The 10842-nt window shown below is 62.2% G+C and carries 11 protein-coding genes and 1 pseudogene; 8 read left to right on the top strand and 4 right to left on the bottom strand.

Features of this window, described 5'->3' with window-relative positions; all coding sequences use genetic code 11:
• Positions 1–158: 158 nt before the first annotated feature.
• A complete protein-coding gene (locus MKK75_RS01940) occupies positions 159–902 on the bottom strand; it encodes a Crp/Fnr family transcriptional regulator (protein WP_244040949.1) in 744 nt (247 codons plus the stop codon).
• Positions 903–1492: 590 nt separating this feature from the next.
• On the opposite strand from MKK75_RS01940, the gene MKK75_RS01945 reads away from it, so the two are divergent.
• Together MKK75_RS01945 and MKK75_RS35590 are read left to right on the top strand one after the other, a co-directional pair.
• Positions 1493–1744 carry a DUF6894 family protein gene (locus MKK75_RS01945; protein ID WP_244040950.1) on the top strand — a complete coding sequence of 84 codons (252 nt, stop codon included), beginning with the start codon at positions 1493–1495 and terminating at the stop codon, positions 1742–1744.
• A gap of 584 nt (positions 1745–2328) precedes the next feature.
• Positions 2329–2544 carry a low affinity iron permease family protein gene (locus MKK75_RS35590; protein WP_279593505.1) on the top strand — a complete coding sequence of 72 codons (216 nt, stop codon included), beginning with the start codon at positions 2329–2331 and terminating at the stop codon, positions 2542–2544.
• 449 nt (positions 2545–2993) lie between these two features.
• On the opposite strand, the gene MKK75_RS01955 is transcribed toward MKK75_RS35590, so the two are convergent.
• Both MKK75_RS01955 and MKK75_RS01960 read right to left on the bottom strand, forming a co-directional pair.
• A complete protein-coding gene (locus tag MKK75_RS01955) occupies positions 2994–3668 on the bottom strand; it encodes a ferritin-like domain-containing protein (protein WP_244040952.1) in 675 nt (224 codons plus the stop codon).
• 41 nt (positions 3669–3709) lie between these two features.
• A complete protein-coding gene (locus tag MKK75_RS01960; RefSeq protein ID WP_244040953.1) occupies positions 3710–4417 on the bottom strand; it encodes a ferritin-like domain-containing protein in 708 nt (235 codons plus the stop codon).
• A 308-nt stretch (positions 4418–4725) separates the two neighbouring features.
• Between MKK75_RS01960 and MKK75_RS01965 the strand changes: the two genes are divergently transcribed.
• From MKK75_RS01965 to MKK75_RS01980, 4 genes and pseudogenes are all read left to right on the top strand, one after another.
• On the top strand, positions 4726–4959 hold the full coding sequence (locus MKK75_RS01965; protein ID WP_244040954.1) for a hypothetical protein: 234 nt from the start codon (positions 4726–4728) through the stop codon (positions 4957–4959).
• An 85-nt stretch (positions 4960–5044) separates the two neighbouring features.
• Positions 5045–5926, top strand: a complete 882-nt coding sequence (locus MKK75_RS01970) for a cytochrome b/b6 domain-containing protein (RefSeq protein WP_409567500.1) — start codon at positions 5045–5047, stop codon at positions 5924–5926.
• Positions 5923–6861: a molybdopterin-binding protein gene (locus MKK75_RS01975; protein WP_244040955.1), complete on the top strand. Its 939-nt coding sequence runs from the start codon at positions 5923–5925 to the stop codon at positions 6859–6861. The genes MKK75_RS01970 and MKK75_RS01975 overlap by 4 nt, the downstream gene beginning before the upstream one ends.
• A gap of 67 nt (positions 6862–6928) precedes the next feature.
• Positions 6929–7560: pseudogene (locus MKK75_RS01980) on the top strand (recombinase family protein).
• Between the two features lie 377 nt (positions 7561–7937).
• Here the strand turns inward: MKK75_RS01980 and MKK75_RS35595 are convergent.
• Positions 7938–8063 (bottom strand): hypothetical protein, encoded by a 126-nt coding sequence (locus tag MKK75_RS35595; protein ID WP_279593507.1) that lies wholly within the window; start codon positions 8061–8063, stop codon positions 7938–7940.
• Between the two features lie 435 nt (positions 8064–8498).
• On the opposite strand from MKK75_RS35595, the gene MKK75_RS01985 reads away from it, so the two are divergent.
• Together MKK75_RS01985 and MKK75_RS35600 are read left to right on the top strand one after the other, a co-directional pair.
• Positions 8499–8735, top strand: coding sequence for a hypothetical protein (locus MKK75_RS01985; protein ID WP_244040956.1), 237 nt, complete (start codon positions 8499–8501; stop codon positions 8733–8735).
• 291 nt (positions 8736–9026) lie between these two features.
• Positions 9027–9158 (top strand): hypothetical protein, encoded by a 132-nt coding sequence (locus MKK75_RS35600; protein WP_279593508.1) that lies wholly within the window; start codon positions 9027–9029, stop codon positions 9156–9158.
• Positions 9159–10842: the final 1684 nt, after the last annotated feature.

The following is a 10842-nucleotide window of genomic DNA, read 5'->3' on the forward strand; positions in this document are numbered from 1 at the left end:
TAGCCCGAACCCGGCCTCCAGGAACCACATGCCGGCGAAGGCATCGTGCTGCTCGGAGAGGCGCACCAGAACCGCCACGAGGAACCCGTCCGCGAACACGAGCTGACCATCGGTGTCGTCGCTGCCGGTGGCGACATGCACGGGCTGAAGATGCAGGCTCATCCGAGGGCTCGCTTCTGCAGGTGCAGGTACGTACCGTCGAATTCGGAGGCACGGATAAGTTCGTCCCACGCTTTAACGACCAGCGTCTGTCGGTGCAGCGTGATCAGGCCGCGGCCGCGCATCTCCTTCAACACGCGATTGATGTGAACGCCGGTCATTCCGGTGGCGTCGGCGAGATCGACCTGAGTGATCGGCAGTGGGCAGCGGTGATCACCTGCCAAGCCGACCGCCTCCTGCTTGAGGTACAGCTCGCAGAACAGGTGGGCCAAGTGCTCGAAGGCCGGGCGGCGTCCCATGGCGATCAACCACTCCCGGAAGATCGCCGCGTCGATCAGCGTATCACGCCAGAGCGCAGCCGCGATGGTCGGATAGCGGGCCGTGAGTGCGTGCAGGCTCTCGTGCGGCATGAACGCGACCGTGGCCTGGGTCATCGTCCCGAGGTTGTGGTCCATCAGTGGGATGTGCAGGCTCTGCAGATCCGGGATGTCGCCGGCGATGTGGAACGAGAAGATCTGCCGGCGTCCTTCGGTCAGGAATTTGTAGCGGTAGGCCCAGCCTTCCAGGATGACACAGCACTGGGTCGCGAGATCGCCGTCGCGGACGATGTCCTGTCGTGCCGACAGGGTCCGTACCCGGACCGGCAGCGCTTCGATCGCGTGCCGCTCCTCGTCCGAGAGGTGGGTGACGCTCCCCAGCTTGCGGATGAGCGGAAAGAGTGCGTGGGGGATCTTCGAAGCCATCGTGGCGTCGCCTTGCATTGCAGGCGGAAGCGCACGGCTCTCCCAGGCGGCAGCACCTGTTCCGGATCAGCTGACGATGACACACGTGTAGATAGTATATTAGCGCAGCGAGCCATCCTCGGTTGGGATTTATCGCGATTGCCTGAAGGCTTCACGAACAGGACGTTCATGGCCTTCGCCAGCAGGTGAACGGTGTCGCTTTCCTTGAGGCTCAACTACTCCAGCGAGTCGATCATCATCACCGGGACGTCCGGTAGGTCGTGCCGACCCGTTCGACGGTTGGAGTTGTTGACCATGAGGTGTGGACTACCGATCTTCCCTGCGCATCCATCAATTGGCGATCAAACAGCGATACTATTGCCACATGTCCAACTTCGATCTCAGAAATCCATATTGCGCACAACTATCTTTATCGAGCACCTTTGCGGTCTTTTGATACGAACAAATCATATTTACGGCACACTCGGCTGATCCAAGTTGTTGTCTCAGGTCGCAACTTGATAAATAATCGAATACATCGTTGATCGAATATCGGGGCATCAGCGGCTGAGAGATGTGAACGCTCCCGCCTGAGTGAAGCTGGAAAACCTATGCCCCATTTTTTCTTTGACACCGACGACGGCAACTTCCGCCATCAGGACGATGAGGGCTTCGAATTACCCAGCATCGACGCCGCTCGCATTGAGGCATTGGATGCCTTGCCGGATATGGCGCGCAACAAGCTCCCGAACCGAGATCGCCGCACCTATTCGGTTCGGGTGCGCAATGAGGACGGGACAGTGGTCTACTCCGCCTCGCTCGACTTGGTCGGCGAGTGGCATGTCCCACATGCGAGATCGTAGGCTGGGCAAGCCCGAAAGGCCGAACGGACCTATCATCAGGCGGCGCTCGGCCTCGCCTGTAGCAACACCAAGAACGGACTTTTTTGTTGACTGTCAGTTCGCTGCGCAGCAGCAAGATGCGTCTCTACAAGGGACTCCCATCGGCCTGGTTCGCGCTTCTCTACCCGCGGAGCGTGGGTCGGGTCGGTGGGCCTTGTGTGCCGGTACTGAGTGGCGGGTGCGTCGATGCACAGAATGGAACTCAGCCTTAGCCTTGCAAGTTCATCGGCAGCATGTGGTGATCGTTCCTAGTACGCCGCTGCGCAGCCCATCGGTCCAGCTACCTCTGACAAGGCTTCGTGATCGATGCTCGACCGGCCCATCGTCGGGCTCGCCGTGTAGCTCTCGAAGCCCACCGGGTTCCTGGTAACCTGCTTCACGGTCGCTGCGGGTCTCGGATCCGGCGCTCTTCTCATCTTCAACGACCCTTGGGCGCTCGTCTTCAACCTGTTCCTGTCCATCGCCGCCATGCTCCTAGTGCTCTGATGCCGACAAAGCGTACACAAGGCAGCGCCGTTTTCGAAGCGATAGCAATGAATTAGCGGATGAGCACGTGGTACGTTCGTCGGCGTCTGTGCACTAGCGGGCGTCATCTTGGTAGCCGGCGCACGTGTGATACGGCCGCTATCCAGATGAAGCTCGATGAGCTGATCCGCGCTGCTGAGAATGCGGATAACCACCTCGTCGGGATCAAGGAGCGTAGTGCCGAGGAGCTGGAGTTGATCAGGAGGGACAAGGCTCCCGTCCAGAGTTCGGACTAAGCCCCACGGATCACGACGCGATCAGCTCACTGCAGCTGATGCGAAAGGATCTGAAACCCGATCGTCTCGCACCTCGTAGAGGGCAGATGGCTCGCAAGCATCGGCTCCCGGTGTCGTACCTTACCCCTCGCTCCAATCGGGTAAGCGTAGTACCGTGCACCACCCATGCGGGATGCTTCCGGTGGATCATTACCTCGGCTGACGGCCGCCGATCGGAGCAATCGTCCTACTCCTATGCGACGGCGGCCGGGGCGCGGGCGGTCGGCAATATGCGGCGGCGTGAGATCGACGCGAAGGTGTGACCACCCCTCAGCTCGCTTCCTACATCCCTAAGCGGCGGCCGATTGAAGGGATGTGTGTGGTCTGGCGGACAAGCTCGTTCACACTGAACCTGTGATGGTGCGTTGAGCGCCCCGCCACAGGTTCAGTACGCAGTCTTCTATGTGCCCTCAGGCGCCCCCGGCGAGGAACGGACCTGCAGCTGCAAGCACCGCCGCCTTTGTCAAGGGCGCGTCGAAGGCGCCGTCCCAGCCAATGAGGCCGCGCACCCGCCGCACCTCCGCCGCGTGGCGCGCCTCAACCGAGTGGATCTGTAGCGCCGTCGTCAGCACCGGCGTGCCCTGCAGGTTGCCAGCCTGACCCTTGTAGGCCGCCACGCCGAGGTCCTCGAACGTGCTCGACAGCGTCGTGAACGTGTCGAAGTTCGCGAACACGTCCGGGTACTTGCCCTTGGCCGTGAAGTCGAAGGCCGGAGACGGGATCGCGGCGGCGCCTAGCGCGCCCTGCAGCAACCGCACATGCGCAGCCTCGTGCTTGGCGAGCTGTGAGAACACGGCACGGTAGCGAGCCGGGATCAGGTGGGGCGTGGCCAGCGCCGTGCGGTAGAACTCCGCCTCCAGGTACTCCAGGGTCAGGGCGAACCGGAGCACGTCCACCACCTGTCCCGGCAGGCCCTGAGCGAAGACTTCGGTGGAGGCGACGGCGAGCACCGTCGGCGCGCTGGCGAGCGCCCCGAGCGTGCCGACGGCACGGGTGAACAGGCCTCGGCGCGAGGTCATCCGGGCAGTCATGTCGGGATCGAGCGTCTCGATCAGGGTGGGAGCGGCAGGCGTGGATGCGGTCATGGTGGCGTCCTCTGTGGCAGGGGCGAGCGTCGGCCGGGGGATCACGGCAGCTGGCTCGCGCTGACTGGGGTGAGGACGAACGGCACCACCTTGGGCAGCACCTGCGAGGGCACGAGCGCGCGGTCGAGGCCGTTGCCGTCCACGATGTCATTGCCGGCGAACGCCGCACTGTAAGGGTTGAGCATGTCGCGGATCGTGGCGGCGTGGCGCGCCTCCACCGAGACGATCGAGCCGGCCTTGGCGAGGAAGTCCGGGTTGCGCAGGAGTTGGCCGGCGCCGTTGTAGGCGGCCACCCCGAGATCTTCGAAGGTGCGGGCGGTGCCGAGCACGCTCTGGCGGCTGCCGAAGTTGACCCGGCCGAAGTCGACCTGGAGGTCGGGAATGGCGTTGCCGCCGAGTGCGGAGCGGAAGAACTCGCGGTGGGCGACCTCGTGGCTCTGGATGCCGGTGAGGCTCTGCTCGTCAGAGGGGTTGAACCCGCGGTAGGGCTGCTGCAGCACCTGGGTGTAGAAGGCGGCCTCCAGCTGCTCCAGGGCGTAGGCGTAGTTGAGAACGGCGAAGTCACCCTGGCCGAGGTCGACCGTGCCGCCGGCGAGCGTGGCGCCACGCTGCGCGAAGGCTTCGGCGAGGTTCAGCTCCAGGAAGGCTGTTGAAGCGACGAGGATGCCGGCGGCCTTGAGGAGCCCACGGCGCGGGCTCGCGGTAGCCTGATACTCAGTATCGCATTTTGGTTGAGCCGAGCGGATCACGAGCACCTCCCATTTGCGGCGAAATCGTGGCGCCACAGGACAGGCTGCGATGCCGCGGTCAAGCTCGTCAATAATGCAGATTAGAAAATAGTCTAAAACATGCGCCAAACACAATATTTATAGCAGCGTGTAAAAAATTGATCATCGCGTGAAACTTTCGCGTCTCGTCATCCGTATAAAGTGGTTTTGTGTAATTTTTTCCTGCTACAAATCAGATAAAAATCGTTCTCTCTTAGGAACTTAGGCGATAGTTTTGGTCTTTCACGAGCCATGCGGGTGATAAGTCCGCGCTCTGAAGGAGATCTCACATGAAGAAGATCACGCTGACCCTAGCGACCGCTACGCTGCTTGGCGGCTTCGCCCTCGGCGCTGGCGCTGCCTCGGCAGCCTCTATGCCCGTCAACAGCTTACAGGCCGATCAGTCTGGCATCACGCAGGTGCAGATGATGCGCGGCGATCGCATGATGATGAAGAAGCGCATGATGCATAAGCGGATGATGCGCCATCACATGATGAAGAAGCGGATGATGCACCGCATGTGAGGTATCTAGGTCCAGCATTCGGGAGGGCTCCCACAGGAGCCCTTCTATCGAAGCCTGCTTCGCCCTGACCGAGGAGGCTCACGACGTGTGCCGCACTTACCTAGTACGCTCCGCACCCGATACGGCCGAGATCGAGCGTCGGCGCTGGATGTTCCGCCACCCCGCCGTGATCCGGGCCACCCATTGGATCAACGCGCTCTGCCTGCTCGTCCTGCTGATGAGCGGCTTGCAGATCTTCAACGCGCATCCAGCCCTATACTGGGGCAAGGTCTCGACTTTCGACACGCCACTGCTGGCGATGACATCGACCGAGGACGACCCACCGAAGGGCGTGACCACCGTGCTTGGGCGTGCCTTCGAGACCACTGGCTATCTCGGCTCCTCGCCCGGCGCCGATGGCGAGCCAGCGGACCGCGGCTTCCCATCTTGGCTAACCCTGCCGAGCGACCAAGACCTCACCGGTGGTCGAAGCTGGCACTTCTTCTTCGCCTGGGCCTTCGTCCTGAATGGGATCCTGTACCTGCTCTACGGCCTCCTGAGCGGGCAGCTGCGCTTCCGCGTCGTTCCGCAGCGTGACCAGATCCGGCACTTCGGCGCCTCTGTCTGGGAGCACCTCACGCTGCGCTTCCCACAAGGGGATGAGGCCAAGCGCTACAACGTCATCCAGAAGCTCACCTACCTCGTCGTGCTGTTCGTGCTGCTGCCGATGCAGGTGCTCGCCGGCCTAGCGATGTCGCCGGCCATGGACGCAGCGTTCCCGTTCCTTCTGACCCTGTTCGACGGCCGTCAGTCGGCCCGAACAGTCCACTTCGTTGTGGCAGGCCTGCTCGTGCTGTTCGTGCTCGTCCACGTCGCCCTGGTGGTGCTCTCGGGCTTCTGGAACAACATGCGCGGCATGCTCACCGGCTGGTTCGTGATCGAGCGCAAGGTCGAGCCTGCCGCTGACGGGACGGGAGGCCCCGCGTGAGCCGCCAGCCTAGCCGGCGCGCCCTGCTCCTCGGCGCCACCGCCGCGGCCGGCACCGCGATGCTGGGCGGCTGCGACCGTCTTGGCGAGGCGGAGTGGTTCCGGCGTACCCTGAAGACGGGCGAGGACGCCAACCTGTTCGTCCAGCGCCTACTTTTAACCGAGCGGACGTTGGCTCCGGAATTTGTTGAAGCCGACATCTCGCCATGGTTCAAGCCGAACGGCACCGAGGATCCGCCGGACCGGTCCTATAAGGCGCTGGCGAAGCGCAAGTTCGTCAACTACCGGCTGGAGGTCGGCGGCCTTGTCGAGAAGCCGTTTAAGCTCTCCCTGGCCGAGCTGCGCAAGCTCCCCGCCCGGACGCAGATCACCCGGCACGACTGCGTCGAGGGCTGGAGCGCCATCGGCAAGTGGACCGGCGTACCGCTCGCCGACCTCCTCAACCGCGCCGGGTTGAAGCCCGAGGCGCGCTTCGTCGTGTTCCACTGCGCCGACACCATGGGCCAGGATGGCGATAACGATGGTGAGGACGACGGCGCCGCAGGTGACAGCGGTTCGCAGGAGGAGGCGCCTGCCGGCAATGCCAACCCGAACATGACCAAGCAGTCGGGCGGTGGCGAGAGCAAGAAGGACTCGGGCGGCCAGCAGGCATCGGAAGACACCGCGGCCAGCGGCGGGTCGCCGGTCCGATACTACGAGAGCATCGACCTCCTGGACGCTTTCCACCCGCAGACGATCCTGGCCTACGAGATGAACGGGCAGGCCCTGCCGGTCGCGAACGGCGCGCCCTTGCGCCTGCGGCTTGAGCGCAACCTCGGATACAAGCAGGCCAAGTACGTCATACGCGTCGAGGTCGTGGAAAGCTTCGCCCATATCGGCGAGGGCAAGGGCGGCTATTGGGAGGACCAGGGCTACGCTTGGTACGCCGGCATCTGAGCCGAAGGACCGTTTGACCGCTTGAAACACGCACCGCTGGAGCCGCTGTGGCCGCCTTCGTCTCCTACTGAGGGTCTCGACCGATCGGCAGGGCCGATCCGAGCTCGGGCTTAAGGCGCAACGGCGCGCCGGCCGACTTCCTCGCGGGCGGTTCCTGGCGCCACGTGGCCGAACTGGTCGAGGTTGAGAGTGGGTCCCGGGACAACCGCCCTCGCCTAACGGAGGCCATGGCGCTCTGCCGGCTCCCCGGGGCCACGCTGATCATCGCCAAGCTCGACCGGCTGTCCCGTGACGCGGCGTTCCTGCTGAACCTGCAGAAGGCCGGCGTCCGGTTCGTGGCGGCCGACATACCCGAGGCGAACCAATTGGTGGTCGGCATCATGGCCGTGGTCGCCCAGGCCGAGCGCAAGATGATCTCGGCCCGCACCAAAGCCGCTTGGCGGCCGCCAAGGCGCGCGGCGTCCACCTAGGCAAGCCGGAGAACCTGTCGAACCGGGAGGCCGGCCAAGTGCGCGGGCGGGCGCGACAGACCCGGCGGCCCGAGGAGCTAGCCCGAGACCTCGCCCCAGTGATAGCCGCCGTGCGCGGGCTGACGGCGCGGTCCCGCTGCGCCAGATCGCGGCGGCGCTGAACGCGCGGGGCATCCCGGCCGCTCGGGGTGGGGCGTGGACGGCTACACAGGTGCGGCGCGTCTCGTAACGAATGTTTGTACCTAGACCGTGGCAGAGCCGTACTTTCACATAGGTTAATTCAAGCTCAGTTTAGCATCCTCTTTCAACAATGTGAGGCTTACAAAAACAGGAACATCTCCTGATGCTGATAGTTTATTGAGCAAGATCCTATCTGGGATCTACTTACAAACAAAAGTTGGGTTTTGAGATGAACGTCAGAAATTTATGCGCTCCTTTGATCGCTGCAGCTCTGCTTACCGGCGGCGCTAGCTTTGCTCTCGCCCAGGGCGGAGCAGCCGGCGGCGGTGCAGGTGGTGCCGGAACTGGCATGAGCGGCGGTTCCACAGGAACAGGCGGCTCGATGGGTGCAGGTAGTGGATCCGGCACCGGCATGAGCACCGGCGGTCAGATGAACAACGGGAGCGGCACGGGGGACCGCATGGGTGCGGGCAACTCTGGATCGATGAGCACCGGCTCGACCGGAACGTCTGGTTCGATGGGTAAGGGAACCGGCAGCTCGTCCAGCAGCATGGGTCGCTAATCACTCATTTCGCCCCGTCACCCGCGAGAAGCGGGTGGCGGGTCAATCGGTATAAACCTCGTGTGGCTGCAATCTGCCCACCGAGGTTTCAGGTGTACGGCCCGCCCGCCGAACAGGTCGCCTGGCGCCTGAACGACGAGCGCCAGCGCTTGCCCCCCGGGGGAAACACACGGTGCTGCCCATGCGGCCGCCCGCAGAGATCACAACGCCCGCCAGCGCGCCAGAAGCGTACCACGGTTGACAGCTGTGGCTAGTCGATCGGGCAGAAAAAGCATTACTCGCGCCGGATCAGCATCATGATGCACTGCGATTTCATTGGCAATGAAAGCGTTGCGGTGCATTATCGACGAAGAATTACCCTATTGGATCAGTATATAGCTGTTGGCGCTCCCCGTAGGACTGCTAAATATTCCAGGAGGATCGCCATGGGCCTGACCGCTTTTATTATTTTCGTTGTGCCGTGGGTGCTGCTCGTCACGTTTCTCACTCGCGCACCGACTGTTCTTCGCCTGGGTGCCGCCGTGGCCCCTTGGCGGGCAATCCCGACACGTCGGGAAGAAGCCCGCGAGCAGCGTCACCAATCGGACGTGCGGACTGCTGAACGTGTGGGCTCAGCAAGCGGAGGCAACCTCACCGCGACTATGCTGGTGGCGGATCACTAGGCACAAGCGTGGAGCCTACCGAACCCACCGACAAGATCAGCTAAGGCCTTTCTTTGACCCAGCACGGCCCAATGGCGCCGCCGGTGCGCGAGTCTAAAACAGCAAAAGCCCGTCCAGGCGCGTCCCGGGCGGCGTCCTGGCAGCGCTGAATACGACGACGCCAGCTGAGCTGGATATAGCGTCCAGTCCTACGCGGATTTAAGGTCTGTAGCGACGTTCCTCGTCACCTTCCACAAGGTCGTTTCGGATGGCCCCGACTGCGACCGCCGGGTCCTACAGCAGCAGCCCGTCGTGCCCGCCAACTACGGGGAAGCCGCGGCCGACGCAGCCAAGACGATGTTCTGTCAGGCCGCCAGCATCGTCGATTGGCGGCTGCGAGCCGACACCTGTGAGCTTGTCGAGCTGGCCAAGCTGGCCGTTTGAGCGCACGGAAAACCCCGCGGGCAAGCCAGGCGTGCGAACGCGGTGAGGGCCGGGATCGTCGCCCACGCCGCCGCAAGACGGCCGCGCCAGCCCTTCCACCGAGCGATGTTCCGTTTCAGGGTGTCGGGGAGGCGGCGCCAGCGCGGCTTTGTAGCTCGGTTCAAGCTCATGGCCGCACGTGCTCTCCGAAGATGTCAGCGGTGAACGGCTCGGCGAACTGAACGGCGATGGTGTCTCAAGGGCCTCACGACGGCAGCGTAAAGCGCCAACCCACACGCGCACCCCGATAAACGGGATCACCGCTGGGTTCAGAGCGACGACTGTCCCGTAAAAGGAGATATGGAGGCTTCGTCATGAGCAGGCTAACTCCCATTCATTTATGGCCATCGTCCGCCCAGCGATGACAAGTCCGGAAGTCACGCCTCGCCTGCGAAAGCGGTGAGTGTCATCGATGTTCTCCTAAGCTTTGATTATCAGCCGAAATTCCTAAATTATATATCCAAACTCAGAATTTATCTCTAATGCAGATCTATAAAACCGGACCCACGATTCCTGTTTCATGTCGAACGCCACAAAGACACGTTATAAGAAATCTACGTTTATTCTGGTATATTGTTTCGTAAAGGTATGATATCAACGAATGGAAACTTATCAGATTGTAGCCCGGATCAGTTCATGCGCTAATCGAAATTATGACTATCTCGCGCGCTCGACGGTCTCTTGGATCATCGCCTCATTCGGTGCTTGGAGGCCGGGCGATACGCACGGCCTGGGTTCGTGAGCGAGCACAAGTCTGTCGCCGTCCTCGGCGCTGATCGCCAGGAGGACGCGCTGCATCGGGTCTGCCTTGGCCGAGCACCAGAACATCAAGATCTTCGGCGAAGTCTTGCAACGCCTGGATGGCGGTACAATCCCGGACACAGGTTGAGCCCTCATGGGTCTCCAGGGTGACGGCGGCGGTCAGCGCCGTCTGCCGGACCGGCTTGATACCGGCGGCGAAGGCGACTTCCTCGCGAACAGTAGCGTTACGCATTTAATCACTCCAACTGTCATTTGACCGGATGGGCATCAAATAAAGGTGCAAGAAATCAACCTGCCATTTTCGAGTCGGGGCGTTGTCACAATGCAAGAAATGTTAATTTCGGAAGATTTCTGGACCGAGCTTGAGCGTAAGGTGTCGTCCAAAGTAGGCGCGGCTCTTAACACAGATGAAGTTCCGCACGGGTTGCTAATCTCATATCTGCGCGATTTAGAGGTCATGGCGCGGACTGCCTGCGATAGCCGACAGACTGTCCAGATCATTGCCTCTGGCCGAAGAGTTCTCGGGGATCGAACCCAAGTTGGGCCGCAGGACGGGCCGTTCACATACGCCGTCGCGTGAGCGGATTGGATCTCGGGGCGCCTCAACTGCCAGAGCCCAGATCGGAGAAAAAAATGTTCCACGGCGAGATGGGCCGGTTGGCCAATGAAGCACTTCGGCTGAACGCGAGAATGGTCCAGAACGCCATGCTGCTTACGGTGGCGATGAACTACGCCTGGACCGCAAGTCAGCACCGCGAACCTCGGCGAACGAGAAGCGAGATCAAGGCTCACGTGAAGCGGCAAGCGCGAACGAGGCGACCTAAGCGTCGCGGTGTGCCAACAGAGGTCGCGGCCCGAGGTCTGCGCATCCTGTAGAGGGATG

The organism is Methylobacterium sp. J-030 (genome assembly GCF_022829545.1).
In the GTDB taxonomy this organism is placed as follows: Bacteria; Pseudomonadota; Alphaproteobacteria; order Rhizobiales; family Beijerinckiaceae; genus Methylobacterium.

What these genes read in the sequence shown, in the direction of transcription:
- MKK75_RS35590 (WP_279593505.1), top strand. Translation starts at nt 2,329, where the DNA reads ATGAGCACGTGGTACGTTCGTCGGCGTCTGTGCACTAGCGGGCGTCAT.
- MKK75_RS01965 (WP_244040954.1), top strand. Translation starts at nt 4,726, where the DNA reads ATGAAGAAGATCACGCTGACCCTAGCGACCGCTACGCTGCTTGGCGGC.
- MKK75_RS01985 (WP_244040956.1), top strand. Translation starts at nt 8,499, where the DNA reads ATGGGCCTGACCGCTTTTATTATTTTCGTTGTGCCGTGGGTGCTGCTC.
- MKK75_RS01945 (WP_244040950.1), top strand. Translation starts at nt 1,493, where the DNA reads ATGCCCCATTTTTTCTTTGACACCGACGACGGCAACTTCCGCCATCAG.
- MKK75_RS01955 (WP_244040952.1), bottom strand. Translation starts at nt 3,668, where the DNA reads ATGACCGCATCCACGCCTGCCGCTCCCACCCTGATCGAGACGCTCGAT.
- MKK75_RS01940 (WP_244040949.1), bottom strand. Translation starts at nt 902, where the DNA reads ATGGCTTCGAAGATCCCCCACGCACTCTTTCCGCTCATCCGCAAGCTG.
- MKK75_RS35595 (WP_279593507.1), bottom strand. Translation starts at nt 8,063, where the DNA reads ATGCTGCTGGACGAGCTGCCGGTTCCCTTACCCATCGAACCAGACGTT.